Below are 20,792 nucleotides of genomic sequence, written 5' to 3' on the forward strand. Positions count from 1 at the left end.
CCTTACAGCTTCATCAGGTTGGCGTCGTCGACCGAGGCCGAGTGGCGGGTGCGGAAGAAGGACACGATGATCGCGAGGCCCACCACGACCTCGGCGGCGGCGACGACCATCGTGAAGAAGGCGATGATCTGGCCGTCGAGATTGCCGTGCATGCGGGAGAAGGCGACGAAGGCGAGGTTGCAGGCGTTGAGCATCAGCTCCACGCACATGAACAGCACGATCGCGTTCTTCCGGATGAGCACGCCGGCCGCGCCGATGGTGAACAGCAGGGCGGCCAGGTAGAGGTAGTTGACCGGGTTCACTTCGAGGCCTCCTCACGGCCGAGGCGCTCCGAGGAGCGCTGCTCCAACGCCTTGAGGTCGCCGATCGCCTCGCTGGAGACGTCGCGGATCTGGCCGCGGGCGCGCAGCGTCTTGCTCACGGTCAGCTCGGACGGGGTGCCGTCCGGCAGCAGACCGGCGACGTCCACCGCGTTGTGCCGGGCGTAGACGCCGGGGGCGGGCAGCGGCGGCAGCTGGACGCCCTCGCGCACCCGCCGTTCGGCGAGTTCGCGCTGGGTGGAGGCCCGCTCGGTGCGTTCGCGGTGCGTGAGCACCATCGCGCCGACGGCCGCGGTGATCAGCAGGGCGCCGGTGATCTCGAAGGCGAAGATGTACCGGGTGAAGATCAGCTCGGCGAGGCCCTCGACGTGCCCGGCGGAGTTGACCCGGCCGAGCCCGTTGAAGTGGGTGATCCCCGCGTTGGCGATGCCGGCGATCAACAGGATGCCGAAGCCGAGCCCGCACAGCACGGCCAGCAGGCGCTGCCCCTTGAGGGTCTCGGTGAGCGAGTCCGCGGCGGTGACGCCGACGAGCATGACCACGAAGAGGAACAGCATCATGATGGCGCCGGTGTAGACGACGACCTGGACCACGCCCAGGAAGTACGCCCCGTTGGCGAGGTAGAAGACCGCCAGGATGATCATCGTCCCGGCCAGGCACAGCGCGCTGTGCACGGCCTTCTTCATCAGGATCGTGCACAGTGCGCCGATCACGGCGACCGTGCCGAGGATCCAGAACTGGACGGCCTCACCGGTGGAGGTGACCGTGGCCGCGGCGGCGATGGCGCTCACGCCCCCACCCCCTCGTGCGTGTCGCTCCCCGCGGTGGCGTCTTCCTCGGCGGCCTCGTCCTTGGCGACCTCACCCTTGGAGACGGCGACCTGGCGGACCGTTCCGGGAGCCGCCGCGGTCACCAGACCCTGGTAGTAGTCGGTGTCGTCGGTCCCGGGGAAGATCGAGTGCGGGGCCTCGACCATGCCCTCAGTCAGCCCCGACAGCAGCTGTTCCTTGGTGTAGATCAGCGATTCGCGGCTGGAGTCGGCCAGTTCGAACTCGTTCGTCATGGTCAGTGCCCGCGTGGGGCACGCCTCGACGCACAGCCCGCACAGGATGCAGCGGGCGTAGTTGATCTGGTAGACGCGGCCGTACCGCTCACCCGGGGAGTAGCGCTCCTCCTCGGTGTTGTCCGCACCCTCCACGTAGATCGCGTCGGCGGGACAGGCCCAGGCGCACAACTCGCAGCCGATGCACTTCTCCAGACCGTCGGGGTGACGGTTGAGCTGGTGCCGTCCGTGGAAGCGGGGCGCGGTGGTCTTCGGCTGCTCCGGATACTGCTCGGTCAGCCGCTTCTTGAACATGGCCTTGAAGGTCACGCCGAAGCCGGCGACCGGGTTCTGCCACTTCTCGTTCTGGTCCGCGTCGGACATCTCTCAAGCCTCCTCTCGGTCACTGTCGGAATTCGCCGCGCCACTGCCGATGAGCTCCCGATCGCCGCGAGGTCGCCTGCGCGGTACGGGTGCCAGGTGCTGGCCGGGCTTGGGCGGTACGGGGAACCCGCCCGCCAGCGGGTCGAAGGGCTCCGTCGCCGCGGCCTTCTCGGCCGCCTCCGTCGCCGACTTGTGCTTCTTGTCGCGGAACAGGTCCGCGACGAAGGACAGGAGCAGGAGGGCGATGACCCCACCGCCGACATAGAGCACGATCTGCTGGAAGTCGTAGTTCTCGTTCCGCAGCGCCCGGACGGTGGCGACCAGCATCAGCCAGACCACGGAGACCGGGATCAGCACCTTCCAGCCGAGCTTCATCAGCTGGTCGTAGCGCACGCGTGGCAGCGTGCCCCGCAGCCAGATGAAGAAGAACAGCAGCAGCTGGACCTTGAGGACGAACCAGAGCATCGGCCACCAGCCGTGGTTCGCGCCCTCCCAGTAGGTGGAGATCGGCGCGGGGGCCCGCCAGCCGCCCAGGAAGAGGGTGACCGAGACGGCCGAGACGGTGACCATGTTGACGTACTCGGCGAGCATGAACAGCGCGAACTTGATGGACGAGTACTCGGTGTTGAAGCCGCCGACCAGGTCGCCCTCGGACTCCGGCATGTCGAAGGGGGCGCGGTTGGTCTCGCCGACCATCGTGATGACGTAGATGATGAAGGAGACCGGCAGCAGGATGATGTACCAGCGGTCCGCCTGCGCCTCCACGATCGCCGAGGTCGACATCGACCCGGAGTAGAGGAACACCGAGGCGAAGGCCGCGCCCATCGCGATCTCGTACGAGATCATCTGCGCGCAGGAGCGCAGGCCGCCGAGCAGCGGGTACGTGGAGCCCGATGACCAGCCGGCGAGGACGATGCCGTAGATGCCGACCGAGGCCACCGCGAGGACGTACAGCATCGCGATGGGCAGGTCGGTCAGCTGCATCGTGGTGCGCTGGCCGAAGATCGAGACCTCGTTGCCGGCGGGACCGAAGGGGATCACCGCGATCGCCATGAACGCCGGGATCGCCGCGATGATCGGGGCGAGGACGTAGACGACCTTGTCGGCCCGCTTGACGACGATGTCTTCCTTCAACATCAGCTTCACGCCGTCGGCGAGCGACTGGAGCATGCCCCAGGGGCCGTGCCGGTTCGGGCCGATGCGCAGCTGCATCCAGGCGACGACCTTGCGCTCCCACACGATGGAGAACAGCACGGTCACCATCAGGAAGGCGAAGCAGAAGACCGCCTTCAGGAGGACGAGCCACCAGACGTCCCGACCGAACAGGGACAGGTCCTCGGCAGCGATGTGCAGGGTGCTCACGCGCCCACCTCCGCAGTGGTGTCGTCCGCGGCGGCCGGGGTCGCCGGGCCGATGCGTACGAGGGTGCCCGGTCGGGCGCCGGTGTCGGCGAGGACGCCGGCGCCGGTGGAGTTCAGCGGGAGCCAGACCACCCGGTCGGGCATCTGCGTGATCCGCAGCGGCAGTTCCACGGAGCCGGTCGGGCCGGTCACCGCGAGGACGTCGCCGTTCTTGACGCCCGTCTCGGCGGCCGTGGCGGCCGACAGGCGGGCACTGGCCTCGTGCCGGGTGCCGGCCAGGGCCTCGTCGCCGTCCTGGAGGCGGCCCTGGTCGAGCAGGAGCCGGTGTCCCGCGAGGACGGCCTCGCCCGCGCCGGGGCGGGGCAGTTGCACGGGGTCCGAGGACTGCGCGGTGGCGCGCTCCCCGGTCCAGGGGCCGAGCCGGTCGATCTCCCGGCGTACGGCGTGCACGTCGGGCAGGGCGATCGGCCGGTCGGCGGCGTCGGCCAGCATGTGCAGCACGCGGCCGTCGGCGGGGGCGAGCCGGCGGGTCATCTGGTCGGGCTTCAGCGCGGCCTCGAACGGCCGGACCCTGCCCTCCCAGTTGATGAACGCGCCCGCCTTCTCGGCGACCGCGGCCACCGGGAAGACCACGTCGGCGTGGTCGGTGACCTCGCCGGGCCGCAGTTCCAGGGAGACCACGAAGGCCTCCTGGAGGGCGATCCGGGCGCGGGCCGGGTCCGGCAGGTCGGTCACCTCGACGCCGGCGACCAGCAGGGCGGACAGTTCGCGACCGGCCGCCGCCTCGACGATCTGGCCGGTGTCGCGGCCGTAGCGGTGCGGGAGTTCGTCCAGACCCCAGGCCGTGGCGACCTCGTCGCGGGCCCGCGGGTCGGTGGCCGGGCGGCCGCCCGGCAGCAGGGACGCGAGGGCGCCCGCCTCGACGGCGGCCCGCTCCCCGGCCCGGCGCGGGATCCACACCAGCTCCGCGCCGGTCGCGGCGGCGGCCCGGACGGCCGCGGTCAGCGCGCCGGGCACCGCCGCGAGGCGTTCCCCGACGACGATGACCGCACCGGGCTCGCGCAGCGCGTCGGCGGCGGCGTGGCCGCCCTGTTCCAGACCGGAACGGGAGGCCAGCGCGTCCAGCCACTCGGGTTCGGTGCCGGGAGCGGCACCCAGCAGGGTGCCGCCCGTCTTCTCCAGGCCGCGCGTGGCGAAGGGGGCCAGCGCGAACGTCCGCTGCTTGTGCCTGCGGTGCGCCTTGCGCAGCCGCAGGAACACTCCGGGGGCCTCCTCCTCGGACTCGATGCCGACGAGCAGGACGGCGGGCGCCGCCTCCAGCGCGGAGTACGTGACGCCCTTGCCGTCGAGGTCCCGGCCGGTGCCCGCCACCGAGGAGGCCAGGAACTCGGACTCCTCCGCGCTGTGCACCCGGGCCCGGAAGTCGATGTCGTTGGTGTCGAGGACGACCCGGGCGAACTTGGCGTACGCATAGGCGTCCTCGACGGTGAGCCGTCCGCCGGTCAGCACCCCGGCCCGGCCGCGGGCGGCCGCCAGACCGTTCGCCGCGGCCTCCAGGGCCTCGGGCCAGCTCGCCGGGGCGAGGACCCCGTCCGTGCCGCGCACCAGCGGGGTGGTGAGCCGGTCGGGGCGCTGGGCGTAGCGGAACCCGAAGCGGCCCTTGTCGCAGATCCACTCCTCGTTGACCTCGGGGTCCTCGGCGGCCATCCGGCGCAGCACCTTGCCGCGGCGGTGGTCGGTCCGGGTCGCGCAGCCGCCCGCGCAGTGCTCGCACACGCTCGGGGAGGAGACGAGGTCGAAGGGGCGGGAGCGGAACCGGTAGGCGGCGGAGGTGAGCGCGCCGACCGGGCAGATCTGGATGGTGTTGCCGGAGAAGTACGACTCGAACGGGTCGCCCTCGCCGATGCCGACCTGCTGGAGGGCGCCGCGCTCGACCAGTTCGATCATCGGGTCGCCGGCGACCTGGTTGGAGAAGCGGGTGCAGCGCGCGCACAGCACGCACCGCTCGCGGTCGAGCAGCACCTGCGTGGAGATCGGGACCGGCTTCTCGTAGGTCCGCTTGTGCCCGTCGAACCGGGAGTCGGAGTTGCCGTGCGACATCGCCTGGTTCTGCAGCGGGCACTCGCCGCCCTTGTCGCAGACCGGGCAGTCCAGCGGGTGGTTGATGAGCAGCAGCTCCATCACCCCGCGCTGGGCCTTGTCGGCGACCGGGGAGGTCAGTTGGGTCTTGACGACCATGCCGTCGGTGCAGGTGATGGTGCAGGAGGCCATCGGCTTGCGCTGGCCCTCCACCTCGACGATGCACTGGCGGCAGGCGCCGACGGGGTCGAGGAGGGGGTGGTCGCAGAACCGGGGGATCTCGACGCCGATCTGTTCGGCGGCCCGGATGACCAGCGTCCCCTTCGGCACCGACAGTTCGATGCCGTCGATGGTCAGGGACACCGTGTTCTCCGGCGGCACCGCCGCCTCGCCGCCACCGGCGGGGGCGTTTGTGGTGACGGTCATGCGTTCACCTCCGTGTCAGCCCAGAGGGTCGACTTCCTGGGGTCGAAGGGGCAGCCCTTGCCCGTGATGTGCTGCTCGTACTCCTCGCGGAAGTACTTGAGCGAGGAGAAGATCGGGCTGGCGGCGCCGTCGCCGAGCGCGCAGAACGACTTGCCGTTGATGTTGTCGGCGATGTCGTTCAGCTTGTCGAGGTCGGACATGACGCCCTTGCCGGCCTCGATGTCGCGGAGCAACTGGACGAGCCAGTACGTGCCCTCGCGGCAGGGGGTGCACTTGCCGCAGGACTCGTGGGCGTAGAACTCGGTCCAGCGGGTGACGGCCCGCACCACGCAGGTCGTCTCGTCGAAGCACTGGAGCGCCTTGGTGCCGAGCATCGAACCGGCGGCGCCCACGCCCTCGTAGTCGAGCGGGACGTCGAGGTGCTCGTCCGTGAACATCGGGGTGGAGGAGCCGCCCGGGGTCCAGAACTTCAGCCGGTGTCCGGGGCGCATCCCGCCGCTCATGTCGAGGAGCTGGCGCAGGGTGATCCCGAGGGGGGCCTCGTACTGGCCGGGGCCCGAGACGTGCCCGGAGAGCGAGTACAGCGTGAAGCCGGGGGACTTCTCGGTCCCCATCGCCTTGAACCAGTCCTTGCCCTTGTTCAGGATCGCGGGAACCGAGGCGATGGATTCGACGTTGTTGACGACAGTGGGGCAGGCGTAGAGCCCCTCGACGGCGGGGAAGGGAGGACGCAGCCGGGGCTGACCGCGCCGGCCTTCGAGGGAGTCGAGCAGTGCCGTCTCCTCGCCGCAGATGTACGCGCCCGCTCCCGCGTGCACCGTGATGTCGAGGTCGAGCCCGCTCCCGAGGACGTCCTTGCCGAGGTAGCCGGCCTCGTACGCCTCGCGCACGGCCTCGTGCAGGCGCCGCAGCACCGGCACGACCTCGCCGCGCAGGTAGATGAAGGCGTGCTCCGACCGGATCGCGTAGCAGGCGATGATCATTCCCTCGATGAGGGAGTGCGGGTTCGCGAAGAGGAGGGGGATGTCCTTGCAGGTTCCCGGCTCCGACTCGTCCGCGTTCACGACGAGGTAGTGCGGCTTGCCGTCGCCCTGCGGGATGAACTGCCACTTCATCCCGGTGGGGAAGCCCGCGCCGCCGCGCCCGCGCAGACCGGAGTCCTTCACGTAGGCGATCAGGTCGTCGGGGGTCATCGCGAGCGCCTTGCGCAGGCCCTCGTAGCCCTCGTGGCGCCGGTAGGTCTCCAGCGTCCAGGACCGCTCCTCGTCCCAGAACGCCGACAACACGGGCGCCAGGAGCTTCTCCGGGCTGGTGCCGTTCTCGCTGATCTCGGGTGCCATCGTCATCACTCCCCCTCCTCGGCTGCCGGTCCGGCCGGGTGGTCGGGGTCGGACGCCGACGTCTCCTGTGGCGCGTCGTGCGAGCTGAGGTGCCGGGAGCCGGGCATCGGCGCGTCGTGCGGGGCCTCGCCGCGCGGGTGGACCACCCGGCCGCCCTGCGCGGGGGCCTCGCCGCGGAAGAGCCGCAGCCCGATCAGGGAGGCCGGTCCCGCTCCGCCGGTCGCCTCGACCGCGCCCTCGCGCTCGTCGGGGAACCCGGCCAGGATCCGGGCCGTCTCCTTGTACGTGCACAGGGGCGCGCCCCGGGTCGGTTCCACCGGGCGGTCGGCCAGCAGGTCGTCCACCAGGGCCTTGGCCGACTGGGGGGTCTGGTTGTCGAAGAACTCCCAGTTGACCATCACCACGGGGGCGAAGTCGCAGGCCGCGTTGCACTCGATGTGCTCCAGCGTGACCTTGCCGTCGGGGGTGGTCTCGTTGTTCCCGACGCCCAGGTGTTCCTTGAGCTCGTCGAAGATCGCGTCGCCGCCCATGACCGCGCACAGGGTGTTGGTGCAGACGCCCACCTGGTAGTCGCCGGACGGCTTGCGCCGGTACATCGTGTAGAAGGTCGCGACGGCGGTGACCTCGGCGGTGGTCAGGCCCAGCACCTCGGCGCAGAACCGGATGCCGGTGCGCGAGACGTAGCCCTCCTCCGACTGGGTCAGGTGCAGCAGCGGCAGCAACGCGGAGCGGCTGTCGGGGTAGCGGGCGATGACCTCGGCGGCGTCCGCCGCCAGCCGTTCGCGCACCTCCGCCGGATAGTCGGGTGCCGGCAGCTGGGGCATGCCCAGGCCGAGGGGGGCCGGGGGGGTGTTCCCGCCGGAAAACGCGGTCGTCATCGGTCGACGCCTCCCATCACGGGGTCGATGGAGGCGACGGCGACGATCACGTCGGCGATCTGGCCGCCCTCGCACATCGCGGCCATGGCCTGCAGGTTGGTGAAGGACGGGTCGCGGAAGTGGACCCGGTAGGGACGGGTGCCGCCGTCGGAGACGACGTGGACGCCGAGTTCGCCCTTGGGGGACTCGACGGCCGCGTACGCCTGCCCGGCCGGCACCCGGAAGCCCTCGGTCACCAGCTTGAAGTGGTGGATGAGGGCCTCCATGGAGGTGCCCATGATGTTCCTGATGTGGTCGAGCGAGTTGCCGAGACCGTCGGGGCCCATGGCCAGCTGCGCCGGCCAGGCGATCTTCTTGTCGGCGACCATGACCGGACCCGGTTCCAGGCGCTCCAGGCACTGCTCGACGATCCGCAGCGACTGGCGCATCTCCTCCAGGCGGATCAGGAAGCGGCCGTAGGAGTCGCAGGACTCGGTGGTCGGCACGTCGAACTCGTAGTTCTCGTAGCCGCAGTACGGATCCGTCTTGCGCAGGTCGTGCGGGAGGCCGGCGGAGCGCAGGATCGGGCCGGTGGCGCCGAGCGCCATGCAGCCGGTGAGGTCGAGGTGGCCGACGTCCTGCATGCGGGCCTTGAAGATGGGGTTGCCGGTGGCGAGCTTGTCGTACTCCGGCAGGTTCTTCTTCATGGTCTTCACGAAGTCGCGCAGCTGGTCCATGGCGCCCGGGGGCAGGTCCTGGGCCAGGCCGCCGGGGCGGATGAACGCGTGGTTCATCCGCAGGCCGGTGATCAGCTCGAAGACGTCGAGGATCAGCTCGCGGTCGCGGAACCCGTAGATCATGATCGTGGTCGCGCCCAGCTCCATGCCGCCGGTGGCGATGCACACCAGGTGGGAGGAGAGCCGGTTGAGTTCCATCAGCAGGACGCGGATGACGGTGGCGCGGTCCGGGATCTGCTCGGTGATGCCGAGCAGCTTCTCGACGCCCAGGCAGTACGCCGTCTCGTTGAAGAACGGCGTCAGGTAGTCCATGCGCGTCACGAAGGTGGTGCCCTGCGTCCAGTTCCGGAATTCGAGGTTCTTCTCGATGCCGGTGTGCAGGTAGCCGATGCCGCAGCGGGCCTCGGTGACGGTCTCGCCGTCGATCTCCAGGATCAGGCGGAGCACGCCGTGGGTGGACGGGTGCTGGGGACCCATGTTGACGACGATCCGCTCGTCGTCCGCGCGGGCCGCCGACTGGACGATCTCGTCCCAGTCACCGCCGGTGACGGTGTAGACGAGGCCCTCGGTGGTCTCCCTGGAGGAGGCGTGGTTTGACGTGGACATCAGCTGTACGACCTCCGCTGGTCGGGAGCCGGGATCTGGGCGCCCTTGTACTCGATGGCGATGCCACCGAGCGGGTAGTCCTTGCGCTGCGGGAACCCCTGCCAGTCGTCCGGCATCATGATCCGGGTGAGGGCCGGGTGGCCGTCGAAGATCAGGCCGAAGAAGTCGTACGCCTCGCGCTCGTGCCAGTCGTTGGTCGGGTAGACCTCGACGAGCGACGGCAGGTGCGGGTCGGCGTCCGGGACGGACACCTCCAGGCGCACGATCCGCCCGTGGGTGAGCGAGCGCAGGTGGTAGACGGCGTGCAGCTCGCGGCCCTTGTCCCCGGGGAAGTGCACCCCGCTGACGCCGGTGCACAGCTCGAAGCGCAGGGCCGGGTCGTCGCGCAGGGTCCGTGCGACGCGCACGAGGTGTTCGCGGGCCACGTGGAAGGTGAGCTCGCCCCGGTCGACGACCGTCTTCTCGACGGCGTGCTCGGGGACCAGGCCCTGTTCCTCCAGGGCGCCCTCGAACTCGTCGGCCACCTCGTCGAAATAGGAACCGTACGGACGGCTCGTGGCGCCGGGCAGGGCCACGGTGCGGACGAGGCCGCCGTAGCCGCTGGTGTCCCCGCCGGCCGCGGCGCCGAACATGCCCTTGCGGACGCCGATCACCTCGGGGCCGGTGGTGCCCCTGGGGGCGGGGACGTTGTTCCCGTTCCCGTCCCCGTTGCCGTTGCCGTTGTGCACGGCCGGGTCGTCGCTCACCGAAGGAGCCCCTTCATCTCGATGGTGGGGAGGGCCTTGAGGGCCGCCTCCTCCGCCTCGCGCGCCGCCTCTTCCTGGTTCACGCCGAGCTTGCCGCCCTGGATCTTCTGGTGGAGCTTGAGGATCGCGTCCATCAGCATCTCGGGGCGGGGCGGGCAACCGGGCAGGTAGATGTCCACGGGGACGATGTGGTCGACGCCCTGGACGATCGCGTAGTTGTTGAACATTCCGCCCGAGGACGCGCAAACGCCCATGGAGATGACCCACTTGGGAGCCGGCATCTGGTCGTACACCTGGCGGAGGACCGGCGCCATCTTCTGGCTGACCCGGCCGGCCACGATCATCAGGTCCGCCTGGCGCGGTGAGCCGCGGAAGACCTCCATGCCGAAGCGGGCCAGGTCGTACCGGCCCGCTCCGGTGGTCATCATCTCGATGGCGCAGCACGCCAGGCCGAAGGTGGCCGGGAAGACGGATGACTTGCGCACCCAGCCCGCGGCCTGTTCGACGGTCGTAAGCAGAAAGCCGCTCGGCAGCTTCTCTTCCAGTCCCATGGAAAATTCAGCCCCTCAGTCCCATTCCAGGCCGCCGCGGCGCCACACGTAGGCGTAGGCGACGAAGACGGTGAGCACGAAGAGCAACATCTCGACGAGCCCGAAGATCCCCAGGGAGTCGAAGGTGACCGCCCAGGGGTAGAGGAAGACGATCTCGATGTCGAAGACGATGAAGAGCATCGCCGTCAGGTAGTACTTGATGGGGAAGCGACCGCCGCCGGTCGGCACCGGAGTGGGCTCGATGCCGCACTCGTACGCTTCAAGTTTTGCCCGGTTGTACCTCTTTGGGCCGATCAGCGTGGCCATGACCACGGAGAAGATCGCAAACCCTGCGCCGAGGGCGCCGAGCACGAGGATGGGCGCGTACGCATTCACGCTCCTCGCTCCTTCCAGTCGTCCTTGACCGTTGGACCGCCGTGCCGGCGCCGAGTGCCCCGCCCCCCGCGAAGATCACCCACGTCGGAGGGGATCGCATGTGAGGCAGTTCACAAGCCGGACTGGTGCGCATCTTATGCCTGCCGGTCTGTGATCTGCGACACGGGTAACAACACCGAGTTTGTGATCTCCACCACCTGACGAACGATCATGAAGTCCGATGAGTGGTGATCTTCGTACGCAAGGCATCCACATGATCACCAAAGGTGACATCCGACCCCTTCGTCGCAGGTGGAGGGGGGTGCGCACTATCAAACGATGGCCATTGCAAGCAAATTGGCACCATCGCCGTGGCAGTGGTAAGGGGATCCACACCCCCCGATCGAGGGGTTCGAGAGGACTGGGGTGGACGACGAGCCGGCCCGGGTGAAGGGGAGTGGACGGCCGGACGAAGGGCGCGTGGATCGTGTGCATCCGTTCACGAACCGCACGGGAACCTCACAGCCGGGTCACGGAGCGGCCACAGCGCCCGCACAGCGGTAGGTGACTGTGACCTGTGTCACAGGAAATCCGCGCCGCCGAAAGGGGGCTTGGCCAACTGTCGGGCGCAATGGTAGGCGCCGGATCAATTGGGACTTATCGCGGAAACCCCATGATCACAGGCTTGTGAGGGTGTGTCCGTTTCGCCCGTTACCGCGTCAATAACGGGCGCGCCGCGTCCGGTTCGCGGCCTTCGCGCACAACTGTGGCGCACACCACGTTTCTTGAAGCAACCGGCCGCCCCCTGATAGCGGTTAGTCCCATGTCCCACACCGCTCACATACCCAGCCACCGGAAGCCCCGCCGCAGCGTCTCCAAGCTCGCGGTCCGCGCCGGCGTTGCCGGTGGCGTCCTCAGCACCCTCGCCATGGCCGGCACCGCGAGCGCGTCCCCGTCCCCAGAGCCCGTGGCCGAGACGACGCTCGAAATGCCGGTCCTCGAACTGGACCTGAGTGCCGACGTCGCGACGGCCGTGACCACGGCCGCCGAGAACACCCGCGCCGCAGCCGTCGAAGGCGAGCTGAACGTCCAGGAGGAGCACGCCCGCAGCGGCGCCGCCGCCGAGGCGAAGCAGGCCAAGGAAGACGCCCAGCAGAAGGCCGACGCCGAGAAGAAGGCCAAGGAGGAGCAGGCGCGCAAGGCCGAGGCCGAGCGCGCCAACCGCAGCTCCGCCCGCTCCTCGCTGGCGAACGCCTCCGCCTCGGACGACGATTCCTTCTCGCCCGGCAAGAGCTCCGGCGGCAACTCCGACGAGGGCGGCAGCACGTCGAGCCCGGCCACCGGCTCCGCCGCGGCCATCGTCGACTTCGCCCGCGCGCAGGTCGGCAAGGCGTACGTCAGTGGCGCCACCGGCTCCTCGGCGTACGACTGCTCCGGTCTCGTCCAGGCCGCGTACCGCCAGGCCGGGATCACCCTCGACCGCGTGTCCCAGGCGCAGTCCACCGCCGGCACCTCGGTGTCGCTGAGCAACCTCCAGCCGGGCGACATCCTGTACTGGGGTGCCAAGGGCAGCGCTTACCACGTCGCCATCTACGTCGGCGGCGGCAAGTTCGTCGGCGCGCAGAACCCCAGCACCGGCGTGGTCGAGCGCAGCCTGAGCTACGACATGCCGACGGGCGCCGTCCGCGTCCTGTGAGCCGTCGCGTCCTCGTGACGCGTCGCGTCCTCTGAGCCTTCCCCGGCGTCCAGAGGTGCCTGGGGCCGTTGTGGGACCCTCCGGGTCGTCCGAGCCGCTCTCGGACGCCCTGAGGAGCCTTCAGGCGCCCTCGTACGTCCCACGGCTGACCGCGCGTGCGCGCGGAAGGGCCGGTACTCCCCCGCTCGGGGGTGGAGTACCGGCCCTTGTCCGTGCCCGCGCCCGACCGGGAATCGGTCGTGCCGTTCTCGGGGGGCCGCGCGCCCCGGTGACACTGTTTCGCACGGGCGCGTGGTGCCGCTGTTTTCCGCGAGCGAGGCCGCCAGTTCGCAACGGGCGTCGCTGTGCCCCGACCACCCCGAGTACCTGAAGGCCGTACACGCCACCCTCGCGGTGCTGGAGCGGACGCCCGAGATCGGGGTGCGCCGTGCGCCGGGCGCCCGGGGCCGGCACATATCGGCCCGGTTCCTCACCGAGTCCGCGGCGCTGGGCACGCTCGGCGGGCTGGTCGGCACGTCGTCGGGCGAACTGACGGTGGTCGCCGTCTCGCCGGCCCGCGGCTGGACTCCGGTGATCCATCCCGCCACCGTCGCGGCCGCCCCGCTCGCCGGGCTCGTCACCGGCCTGCCGGCCGGGCTCCATCCGGCCTGGCGGGCGGCCCGTATCGAACCGGCCGAGGCCCTGCGAAGATGGCCGGGGCGCTCGCCCGACCGTAGACGACCCTGGAGGTGGTGGTCCCGTGCTCACCCGACGGCCCGCCGAGGTCGCCGACCCCGGCGCCGGGGACCCCACCGCGTTGCCCGCCGCGGCGGGGCTCGCCCTGCTGGCGGTCGGCGGCTGGCTGTTGACCACCGCCCGCCCCTGGGCGAAGCCGGGGCATCCCGTCACGCTCGGGCTCGGCTGGGCGGCCTCGGCGGCCCTGCTGGTGTGCGGGCTGGCGCTGTTGGCCCGCTGCGTGCGGACCGTGCACGGCGCCCCGTACGAGGACGGCCGCGCGGACGGGCACCCGGACCGCGGCACCCCGGCCGCGAGCCAAGGCTCCCCCGACGGACCGCCACGCCCCGCCCAACCCCCCGCCGACTGACCGCGAACGCCGCCCGGTCCGTCCGTCGCGGCCGCACGACGGACGAACCGGACGCCGCCCGGACGGGCGGGCCGGGACCTGTCGCGATCAGGCCTTGGGCGCCACCTTCGAGAGGCCGTTGATGACGCGGTCCATCGCGTCGCCACCCGTCGGGTCGGTCAGGTTGGCCAGCATCTTGAGCGTGAAGCGCATCAGCACCGGGTGGGTCAGACCGCGCTGCGCGGCGATCTTCATGACCTTCGGGTTGCCGATCAGCTTCACGAAGGCGCGGCCCAGCGTGTAGTAGCCGCCGTACGTCTCCTTGAGGACCTTCGGGTAGTTGTGCAGGGCCAGCTCGCGCTGGGCCGGGGTGGCGCGGGCGTGTGCCTGCACGATGACCTCGGCCGCGATCTGGCCGGACTCCATCGCGTAGGCGATGCCCTCGCCGTTGAACGGGTTGACGAGACCGCCGGCGTCGCCGACGAGCAGCAGGCCCTTGGTGTAGTGGGGCTGCCGGTTGAAGGCCATCGGCAGGGCCGCGCCGCGGATCGGCTGCGTCATGTTCTCGGGGGTGTAGCCCCAGTCCTCCGGCATGGACGCGCACCAGGCCTTGAGGACCTCGCGCCAGTCCAGTTCCTTGAAGGCGGAGGAGGAGTTGAGGATGCCTAGGCCGACGTTGGACGTGCCGTCGCCCATGCCGAAGATCCAGCCGTAGCCGGGCAGCAGCCGGTCCTGCGCGCCGCGCCGGTCCCACAGCTCCAGCCAGGACTCCAGGTAGTCGTCGTCGTGGCGGGGCGAGGTGAAGTACGTACGGACGGCGACGCCCATCGGGCGGTCCTCGCGCCGGTGCAGGCCCATCGCGAGGGAGATCCGCGAGGAGTTGCCGTCGGCCGCGACGACCAGCGGGGCGCTGAAGGTGACCGGGGTCTTCTCCTCGCCGAGCTTCGCCTGCACGCCGGTGATGTGGCCGGTGCGCGGGTCGCGGACGGGCTCGCCCACGTTGCAGCGCTCGTAGAGGCGGGCGCCCGCCTTCTGGGCCTGGCGGGCCAGGGTCTCGTCGAAGTCGTCGCGCTTGCGGACGAGTCCGTAGTCCGGGAAGGAGGCGAGTTCCGGCCAGTCCAGCTGGAGCCGCTGCCCGCCGCCGATGATCCGCAGGCCCTTGTTGCGGAGCCAGCCGGCCTCTTCGGATACGTCGATGCCCATGGCGACCAGTTGCTTGGTGGCGCGCGGCGTCAGGCCGTCGCCGCAGACCTTCTCCCGGGGGAAGGAGGTCTTCTCCAGGAGCAGGACGTCCAATCCGGCCTTGGCGAGGTAGTACGCGGTGGTCGAGCCGGCGGGCCCGGCCCCGACGACGATCACGTCCGCGGAGTGTTCGGAGAGGGGCTCGGTCACTGCGGGGTCTCCCGAAGGCTCGATAAAGGGTGCCCAACGGCACCGGACACGTGCAGTCTATGCAGCGAGAGAGATCACGATCCGAAGGGTGCCTCCGATGACCACCTCGCCCGCCCGGCCGCTTCCCACCGTGCAGTTGCGCGTGCCCATCGACGAGGACGCCCGCGCCTGGCACCAGCTGTTCGCCGACGTTGAGGTGATGGAGTTCCTCGGCGGCCCCGCCGAGCTGTCCATGTACGAGGAGTTCACCGCCCGCCAGCGGTTGCACGACGCCCGGCTCGGCTACTGCCTGTGGACCCTGTTGGACCCGGAGGGCGCCGTGATCGGTTTCACCGGCGCGCAGCCGTGGCCCGCGGAGAAGGAGTGGGGGCCGGTCGGGGAGATCGAGATCGGCTGGCGGCTGGGGCGTTCCGCCTGGGGTCTGGGGTACGCGTACGCCTCCGCGCTGGCCACGCTGGAGCGGGTACGGGCGGCCGGCGTGACGCGCGTGGTGGCGTTGATCGACGCCCGGAACGTGCGTTCGGTGGCGGTCGCGGAGCGGCTCGGGATGGACCTGGAGCAGGAGTCCGCGCTGCCGGACGGGAACCCGGCCCGCCTCTACGCCCTGTCGCTGTAGACCACGGCCCCGGATCCGCCGGTCAGAAGACCGACAGGCCGGTCAGCGTCGTGAAGCGGTCGAGGGCGGCCACACCCGCGACCGAGTTCCCCTGGGCGTCGAGCCCCGGGCTCCACACGGCGATCGAGCACCGGCCGGGGACGACGGCGACGATCCCGCCGCCCACCCCGCTCTTGCCGGGGAGACCGACGCGGTAGGCGAACTCGCCTGCCGCGTCGTAGGTGCCGCAGGTCAGCATCACCGCGTTGATCTGCTTGGCCTCGCTGCGCGTGAGCAGGCGCGTGCCGTCGGCGCGCAGTCCGTGCCGGGCCAGTACGCGTCCGGCGCGGGCCAGGTCGGCGCAGGTCATCTCGATGGAGCACTGCCAGAAGTAGTGCTCCAGCAGGGCCGGTACGGGGTTGTCGATGTTGCCGTACGAGGCCATGAAGTGGGCGACGGCGGCGTTGCGGTGGCCGTGCTCCTGCTCGGAGGCGGCCACCTCGGCGTCGAACCCTATGGCCGGGTTCTCGCTCTCCTCCCGCAGGAACCGCAGGAGTTCGCTGCTCGCGTCGCCCGTCAGGGTCTGGAGCCGGTCGGTGACGACGAGCGCGCCGGCGTTGATGAACGGGTTGCGGGGGATGCCGTTCTCGTACTCCAGCTGCACGAGCGAGTTGAACGGGTTGCCGGAGGGCTCGCGACCCACCCGTTCCCACAGGCTGTCGCCGCCCTCCGCGAGGGCCAGGGCGAGCGCGAAGACCTTGGTGATCGACTGGGTGGAGAAGGGGACCTGCCAGTCCCCCACCCCGTATGCGTTGCCTTCGAGGTCGACGACGGCCATCCCGAACTGCGTCGGGTCCACGGACGCCAGCGCCGGGATGTACTCGGCCGGGGTGCCGCGGCCGATCACCGGCGCGATGTCGGCGGCGATCCGCTCCAGCAGTCCCTGGTAGTCGAAGCGCACCGTCTCGGAGGGTTCCGGGCCGAGGAACGCGGGGCCGCAGCGCGCGGCGCCCGGGGGCGCGTCGTCGACGGGCGCGGCGTCCATCGCGTCCTACGCCTTGACGCCGCGGTGCAGCGCGACGATGCCGCCGCTGAGGTTGCGCCACGCGACCTTGGACCAGCCGGCCTTCTGCAGGAGCGCGGCGAGGGCCGGCTGGTCGGGCCAGGCGCGGATGGACTCGGCGAGGTACACGTACGCGTCGGGGTTGGGCGACATGGCGCGGGCCACCGGCGGGAGGGCGCGCATCAGGTACTCGGTGTAGAGCGTCCGGAACGGCGCCCAGGTGGGCTGCGAGAACTCGCAGATGACGACCTGGCCGCCGGGCTTCGTCACCCGGTACAGCTCGCGCAGCGCCGTGTCGGTGTCCTGGACGTTGCGCAGCCCGAAGGAGATCGTCACGGTGTCGAAGGTGTCGTCCTTGAACGGCAGCTTCGTCGCGTCGCCGGCGGCCAGCGGCAGCCAGGGGTGCCGCTTCTTGCCCTCCTGGAGCATGCCCAGGGAGAAGTCGCAGGGGACGACGTACGCGCCGGTCGCGGCGAAGGGCAGCGAGGAGGTCGCGGTCCCGGCGGCCAGGTCGAGGATCGTGTGTCCCGGGCGGGCGCCGACCGCCTTGGCGACCTCCTTGCGCCACAGGCGGGCCTGGCCGAGGGAGAGCACGTCGTTGACGAGGTCGTAGTTCGCGGCCAGGCCGTCGAACATGGAGGCGACTTCGTGCGGCTGCTTGTCCAGGGAAGCGCTGGTCACTGGCGTGGGCCCCTCGGGTGCGATGCGGTGCGGTGCGGGTCTGTCCGCCATTCTCGCAGGCGGGCCCGGCGCCACCCGCCGGGGGCACAACTGACCCGAAGGACAGTTACGCGGGACGGCCGGATCGGCTTTGACTGGTGCGCGTGTGACTCGAAACGGGTCGGACAAAAGCCGCGTTCGTCGACGAAGCGCATGAAATGGCCGCTCGTGTACGACGTGGACCACGCGAACAGAAGGCTCCTGCATGCCGGAAGGCCATCCGACCAGACGTACCCGCGGTGACGTGCGCGCCCTGCGCCGGGCCGCCGAACGGCGGCGACGACTGCACCGTACCCTCATCGGCTCCGCGGCAATCGCGGTCGCCTGTGTGACCGCCTACACCCTGCGCCCGCAGGACCGGACCGCCGCGGTCGCGGACGACCGACCGGCCGCCGCGGCCCCCACCCGGGACTCGGACACCGGTGGGCCCACGCCCGCCGGCGGCTCCGAGCCGGCCCCCGGCGGCGGGCGGACGAAGTCGCCGGCCGCCTCCCCGCCGGCCTCGTCGAAGCCCGGGGCGAAGGCCACGCCGAAGGCCTCGACCCCGGCGAAGCCGGCCCCGTCCGTTCCGACCTCCGGGCCCGGGGTCTTCGCCGCGTCCACCGTCTCCGGCTCCCCGCAGGGCAAGGGCCGCGCGCTGCGCTGGCGGGTCGAGGTCGAGCGGGGCAGCGGGGTCGACCCGGAGGCCGCGGCCAGGTCCGTCGAGGCGATCCTCGGGGATCCGCGCGGCTGGACCCGTGATCCCGCGTACGGGTTCCGGCTCGTCGGCGCCGGTCAGCCGGTGGACTTCACCGTGAAGATCGCCACCCCCACCACCACCGACCGGTTGTGCGAGGTCGTCACCCCCGAGCTGATCGGCGAGACCAACTGCCGTGCCGGTCACACCGTCGTGGTGAACCTCAAGCGCTGGCAGGAGGGATCGCCCCGGTTCGACGGCCCCGTCGAGGAGTACCGGGCCCTGATCGTCAACCACGAGGTGGGCCACGAGATCGGTCGCGAGCACGAGACCTGCCCCGGCCCCGGCAAGCAGGCGCCGGCGATGATGCAACAGATCAAGGGACTGCTCGGCTGCACGGCGAACGCCTGGCCGTTCGACGCCGCCGGAACCTACCTGGCCGGCCCGAACGTCCCTTAGGCAGGGGGCCGAGCGCGTCGGCCGGGGGGCAAGGGGTGGAAACCGTGCGCAGCGTCAGCTTCAGCGTCCCGTCGTGGTTCCCCGCCCACGACCCGCAGGCGCCGGCGCGGGTCCACCTCACCGACCAGGAGTCGGCCGTGTTCCTGTGGCTGGCCACCGGCGCCTCGAACGCCGAGCTGGCCGCGACGCTGCAACTGTCCGTCAGCACCGTCAAGTTCCACGTGCTGAACATCCGGAACAAGCTCGGCGGGGTGAGCCGCCTCCAGGTCTGTCTGCTGGCCGCCCTCGCCCGTGAGGGCGGCCGGCCCGACGGGGAGCTGCCCGGGGAGGACGTGCCCGACGAGAGCGCGCCCGACGAGGGCCTCAGCGACGGCGGTGCAGCAGCCGTCCCCCGATGACCGTGGCCACGCAGCTCGTCGCGCCCAGGGTGAGCAGTTCCTCCGGATCGGCCGCCGCGAAGACCGCGAACCGGGCCGGGGCGTCCGGCTCCAGCACCCCGTGGAAGGCCTGTTCGGCGGCGTCCCACCCGGCGAACGGGTCCAGGGACGCTTCCCGCTCCGGCCGCCCCTGCGAGGGTCGCGACCCCGACGGCCGCGCCGCCGACGGCAGGACCGTCAGGCCCGAGCGGACCACCGCGGTCCGCACCGACGGGACGGTGAATCGGCCGGTCACCGCCACCACCCCGCGCGCCAGGAGCTTCTGCGTCCCGCGCCGGGCGCTGTTGCCCCACCGGGACTCGGTCATCGTGAGCTCGGCCAGGGCGGCCTGCCCGCGGACCGGGTCCGCGCCGAGCTCGGCGATCTCGTACGGGTCGTCCGGGTAGTACGTGCGCTCCAGCAGCTCGTCCGCGCCGCGCACCAGCAGCCCCGGGGTCAGCACCCCGGGCCAGCGCCGGACCCGGGCGTGCGGCCGGGCCGCGGCGAGCTCCTCGTACGGACCCACCCCGGCGATCCGGTCGCCCTCGACGAGCACCGCGCCGCCGGGGAGCGGTGTCGAACCCGGCCCGGCGACGAGGAGCTCGGCGGTGTGCAGCGTCAGCATCGGTTCGGCGGCGTCAGTTCGAGGAGATGAGCTTCAGCTCGGGGTGCGCCGTGCCGCCCTCGATGGCGGTGGAGGAGATGTGCGAGACGACGCGGTCGTCGACCGGGTCGTTCGCCGGGTCGTCGTGCACCACGAGGTGCTCGTACGTCGTCGCGCGCTGCGCCGGCGTGCGGCCCGCCTTGCGGATCAGCTCGATGATCTCCATGCGGTTCGAGCGGTGCCTGGCACCGGCCGAGGAGACCACGTTCTCCTCCAGCATGATCGAGCCGAGGTCGTCCGCGCCGTAGTGCAACGACAGTTGGCCCGCTTCCTTGCCGACCGTCAGCCAGGAGCCCTGGATGTGCGCGACGTTGTCGAGGAAGAGCCGCGCGATCGCGATCATGCGCAGGTACTCGAAGATCGTCGCCTGGGTCCGGCCCTTGAGGTGGTTGTTCTCGGGCTGGTACGTGTACGGGATGAAGGCGCGGAAGCCGCCGGTACGGTCCTGCGTGTCGCGGATCATCGCGATGTGCTCGATGCGCTCGGCGTTGGTCTCGCCCGTGCCCATCAGCATGGTGGAGGTGGACTCGACGCCCAGCTCGTGGGCGATCTCCATGATCTCCAGCCAGCGCTCGCCGGACTCCTTGAGCGGGGCGATCGCCTTGCGCGGCCGGGCCGGCAGCAGTTCGGCGCCCGCGCCCGCGAAGGAGTCGAGGCCGGCGGCGTGGATCCGCTGGATGGCCTCCTTCGCCGAGACGCCCGAGATGCGGGCCATGTGCTCGACCTCGGACGCGCCGAGGGAGTGGATGACCAGCTGCGGGAACGCCTTCTTGATGGCGGAGAAGTGCTCCTCGTAGTACTCGACGCCGTAGTCCGGGTGGTGCCCGCCCTGGAACATGATCTGCGTGCCGCCCAGCTCCACGGTCTCCGCGCAGCGGCGCAGGATGTCGTCGAGCCCCCGGGACCAGCCCTTCCTGGTGTCCTTCGGGGCGGCGTAGAACGCGCAGAACTTGCACGCCGTGACGCACACGTTGGTGTAGTTGATGTTGCGCTCGATGATGTACGTCGCGATGTGCTCCGTACCGGCGTAGCGCAGCCGGCGCGCGGCGTCGGCGGCCTGGCCGAGCGCGTGCAGCGGGGCGTGCCGGTAGAGGTCGAGCGCTTCGTCCTGGGTGATCCGGCCCCCTGCGGCGGCTCGGTCGAGGACAGACTGGAGAGCGGCCTGGTCGGTCACCGGTGCGTCACCTTTCGGCGGTGTGTCAAGGTCCGGACCGATCCAGCGTACGCCGGCGGTCCTCGGGTCCG

21 protein-coding genes and 1 pseudogene are annotated in these 20,792 nt (G+C 70.9%); 6 read left to right on the top strand and 16 right to left on the bottom strand.

Annotation, left to right across the window (positions count from 1 at the left end):
• Positions 1–2: 2 nt before the first annotated feature.
• The 11 genes from nuoK to ACIRO3_RS32015 are packed head-to-tail and all read right to left on the bottom strand — an operon-like array spanning position 3 to position 10,824.
• Positions 3–302: an NADH-quinone oxidoreductase subunit NuoK gene (gene nuoK, locus ACIRO3_RS31965; protein WP_053678964.1), complete on the bottom strand. Its 300-nt coding sequence runs from the start codon at positions 300–302 to the stop codon at positions 3–5.
• Positions 299–1,111, bottom strand: a complete 813-nt coding sequence (locus ACIRO3_RS31970) for an NADH-quinone oxidoreductase subunit J (protein ID WP_366000807.1) — start codon at positions 1,109–1,111, stop codon at positions 299–301. The genes nuoK and ACIRO3_RS31970 overlap by 4 nt, the downstream gene beginning before the upstream one ends.
• Positions 1,108–1,746: an NADH-quinone oxidoreductase subunit NuoI gene (gene nuoI / locus ACIRO3_RS31975; RefSeq protein ID WP_366000808.1), complete on the bottom strand. Its 639-nt coding sequence runs from the start codon at positions 1,744–1,746 to the stop codon at positions 1,108–1,110. The genes ACIRO3_RS31970 and nuoI overlap by 4 nt, the downstream gene beginning before the upstream one ends.
• A 3-nt stretch (positions 1,747–1,749) precedes the next feature.
• A complete protein-coding gene (nuoH, locus tag ACIRO3_RS31980) occupies positions 1,750–3,108 on the bottom strand; it encodes an NADH-quinone oxidoreductase subunit NuoH (protein WP_361784947.1) in 1,359 nt (452 codons plus the stop codon).
• Entirely contained in the window at positions 3,105–5,612 is a 2,508-nt protein-coding gene (locus ACIRO3_RS31985; RefSeq protein ID WP_361784950.1) for an NADH-quinone oxidoreductase subunit G, read from the bottom strand. Before ACIRO3_RS31985 ends, nuoH begins: the two co-directional genes overlap by 4 nt.
• On the bottom strand, positions 5,609–6,958 hold the full coding sequence (gene nuoF / locus ACIRO3_RS31990; RefSeq protein WP_361784953.1) for an NADH-quinone oxidoreductase subunit NuoF: 1,350 nt from the start codon (positions 6,956–6,958) through the stop codon (positions 5,609–5,611). The genes ACIRO3_RS31985 and nuoF overlap by 4 nt, the downstream gene beginning before the upstream one ends.
• On the bottom strand, positions 6,958–7,776 hold the full coding sequence (gene nuoE, locus ACIRO3_RS31995) for an NADH-quinone oxidoreductase subunit NuoE (RefSeq protein ID WP_361785004.1): 819 nt from the start codon (positions 7,774–7,776) through the stop codon (positions 6,958–6,960). The genes nuoF and nuoE overlap by 1 nt, the downstream gene beginning before the upstream one ends.
• Positions 7,777–7,826: 50 nt before the next feature.
• The gene (locus ACIRO3_RS32000; protein ID WP_361784956.1) at positions 7,827–9,152 is read right to left on the bottom strand and encodes an NADH-quinone oxidoreductase subunit D; all 1,326 of its coding nucleotides are present in this window, start codon (positions 9,150–9,152) and stop codon (positions 7,827–7,829) included.
• Positions 9,152–9,898 carry an NADH-quinone oxidoreductase subunit C gene (locus ACIRO3_RS32005; protein WP_404142645.1) on the bottom strand — a complete coding sequence of 249 codons (747 nt, stop codon included), beginning with the start codon at positions 9,896–9,898 and terminating at the stop codon, positions 9,152–9,154. The genes ACIRO3_RS32000 and ACIRO3_RS32005 overlap by 1 nt, the downstream gene beginning before the upstream one ends.
• Positions 9,895–10,449 carry an NADH-quinone oxidoreductase subunit B family protein gene (locus tag ACIRO3_RS32010; protein ID WP_053678947.1) on the bottom strand — a complete coding sequence of 185 codons (555 nt, stop codon included), beginning with the start codon at positions 10,447–10,449 and terminating at the stop codon, positions 9,895–9,897. The genes ACIRO3_RS32005 and ACIRO3_RS32010 overlap by 4 nt, the downstream gene beginning before the upstream one ends.
• A gap of 15 nt (positions 10,450–10,464) precedes the next feature.
• Positions 10,465–10,824 (bottom strand): NADH-quinone oxidoreductase subunit A, encoded by a 360-nt coding sequence (locus tag ACIRO3_RS32015; RefSeq protein ID WP_361784962.1) that lies wholly within the window; start codon positions 10,822–10,824, stop codon positions 10,465–10,467.
• Positions 10,825–11,626: 802 nt separating this feature from the next.
• Between ACIRO3_RS32015 and ACIRO3_RS32020 the strand changes: the two genes are divergently transcribed.
• From ACIRO3_RS32020 to ACIRO3_RS32030, 3 genes and pseudogenes are all read left to right on the top strand, one after another.
• Positions 11,627–12,499: an NlpC/P60 family protein gene (locus ACIRO3_RS32020; protein ID WP_361784965.1), complete on the top strand. Its 873-nt coding sequence runs from the start codon at positions 11,627–11,629 to the stop codon at positions 12,497–12,499.
• Between the two features lie 387 nt (positions 12,500–12,886).
• A pseudogene (locus ACIRO3_RS32025) lies at positions 12,887–13,189 on the top strand (ABC transporter permease); the annotation flags it as partial.
• A 49-nt stretch (positions 13,190–13,238) separates the two neighbouring features.
• Positions 13,239–13,583 (top strand): hypothetical protein, encoded by a 345-nt coding sequence (locus ACIRO3_RS32030; RefSeq protein WP_404142782.1) that lies wholly within the window; start codon positions 13,239–13,241, stop codon positions 13,581–13,583.
• An 87-nt stretch (positions 13,584–13,670) separates the two neighbouring features.
• Here the strand turns inward: ACIRO3_RS32030 and ACIRO3_RS32035 are convergent, their stop codons facing one another.
• Complete coding sequence (locus tag ACIRO3_RS32035) at positions 13,671–14,954, bottom strand: geranylgeranyl reductase family protein (RefSeq protein ID WP_053678931.1); 1,284 nt, start codon at positions 14,952–14,954, stop codon at positions 13,671–13,673.
• 97 nt (positions 14,955–15,051) lie between these two features.
• Between ACIRO3_RS32035 and ACIRO3_RS32040 the strand changes: the two genes are divergently transcribed.
• Complete coding sequence (locus ACIRO3_RS32040; protein WP_404142650.1) at positions 15,052–15,570, top strand: GNAT family N-acetyltransferase; 519 nt, start codon at positions 15,052–15,054, stop codon at positions 15,568–15,570.
• Between the two features lie 22 nt (positions 15,571–15,592).
• Here the strand turns inward: ACIRO3_RS32040 and ACIRO3_RS32045 are convergent, their stop codons facing one another.
• Both ACIRO3_RS32045 and ACIRO3_RS32050 read right to left on the bottom strand, forming a co-directional pair.
• Positions 15,593–16,510, bottom strand: coding sequence for a glutaminase (locus ACIRO3_RS32045; RefSeq protein ID WP_361785007.1), 918 nt, complete (start codon positions 16,508–16,510; stop codon positions 15,593–15,595).
• Positions 16,511–16,600: 90 nt separating this feature from the next.
• Complete coding sequence (locus tag ACIRO3_RS32050; protein WP_404142653.1) at positions 16,601–17,293, bottom strand: demethylmenaquinone methyltransferase; 693 nt, start codon at positions 17,291–17,293, stop codon at positions 16,601–16,603.
• A gap of 244 nt (positions 17,294–17,537) precedes the next feature.
• On the opposite strand from ACIRO3_RS32050, the gene ACIRO3_RS32055 reads away from it, so the two are divergent.
• Both ACIRO3_RS32055 and ACIRO3_RS32060 read left to right on the top strand, forming a co-directional pair.
• Entirely contained in the window at positions 17,538–18,467 is a 930-nt protein-coding gene (locus ACIRO3_RS32055) for a DUF3152 domain-containing protein (RefSeq protein ID WP_404142656.1), read from the top strand.
• A 44-nt stretch (positions 18,468–18,511) separates the two neighbouring features.
• On the top strand, positions 18,512–18,865 hold the full coding sequence (locus tag ACIRO3_RS32060; RefSeq protein WP_404142659.1) for a helix-turn-helix transcriptional regulator: 354 nt from the start codon (positions 18,512–18,514) through the stop codon (positions 18,863–18,865).
• Here ACIRO3_RS32060 and ACIRO3_RS32065 read toward each other — a convergent pair.
• Both ACIRO3_RS32065 and mqnC read right to left on the bottom strand, forming a co-directional pair.
• Positions 18,831–19,508 (bottom strand): imidazolonepropionase-like domain-containing protein, encoded by a 678-nt coding sequence (locus ACIRO3_RS32065; RefSeq protein ID WP_404142662.1) that lies wholly within the window; start codon positions 19,506–19,508, stop codon positions 18,831–18,833. The two genes, ACIRO3_RS32060 and ACIRO3_RS32065, sit on opposite strands and share 35 nt — an antisense overlap.
• Before the next feature lie 13 nt (positions 19,509–19,521).
• Entirely contained in the window at positions 19,522–20,721 is a 1,200-nt protein-coding gene (gene mqnC, locus ACIRO3_RS32070) for a cyclic dehypoxanthinyl futalosine synthase (RefSeq protein ID WP_404142664.1), read from the bottom strand.
• Positions 20,722–20,792: the final 71 nt, after the last annotated feature.

Source organism: Streptomyces sp. NPDC102278, from assembly GCF_044766345.1.
Classification (GTDB): domain Bacteria; phylum Actinomycetota; class Actinomycetes; order Streptomycetales; family Streptomycetaceae; genus Streptomyces.

Excerpts from the sequence above, each read along its gene's own strand:
- ACIRO3_RS32055 (WP_404142656.1), top strand. The coding sequence starts at position 17,538 with ATGCCGGAAGGCCATCCGACCAGACGTACCCGCGGTGACGTGCGCGCC.
- ACIRO3_RS31985 (WP_361784950.1), bottom strand. The coding sequence starts at position 5,612 with ATGACCGTCACCACAAACGCCCCCGCCGGTGGCGGCGAGGCGGCGGTG.
- ACIRO3_RS32000 (WP_361784956.1), bottom strand. The coding sequence starts at position 9,152 with ATGTCCACGTCAAACCACGCCTCCTCCAGGGAGACCACCGAGGGCCTC.
- ACIRO3_RS32040 (WP_404142650.1), top strand. The coding sequence starts at position 15,052 with ATGACCACCTCGCCCGCCCGGCCGCTTCCCACCGTGCAGTTGCGCGTG.
- nuoF (WP_361784953.1), bottom strand. The coding sequence starts at position 6,958 with ATGACGATGGCACCCGAGATCAGCGAGAACGGCACCAGCCCGGAGAAG.
- ACIRO3_RS32010 (WP_053678947.1), bottom strand. The coding sequence starts at position 10,449 with ATGGGACTGGAAGAGAAGCTGCCGAGCGGCTTTCTGCTTACGACCGTC.
- ACIRO3_RS32065 (WP_404142662.1), bottom strand. The coding sequence starts at position 19,508 with ATGCTGACGCTGCACACCGCCGAGCTCCTCGTCGCCGGGCCGGGTTCG.
- nuoI (WP_366000808.1), bottom strand. The coding sequence starts at position 1,746 with ATGTCCGACGCGGACCAGAACGAGAAGTGGCAGAACCCGGTCGCCGGC.
- nuoE (WP_361785004.1), bottom strand. The coding sequence starts at position 7,776 with ATGCCCCAGCTGCCGGCACCCGACTATCCGGCGGAGGTGCGCGAACGG.
- ACIRO3_RS32020 (WP_361784965.1), top strand. The coding sequence starts at position 11,627 with ATGTCCCACACCGCTCACATACCCAGCCACCGGAAGCCCCGCCGCAGC.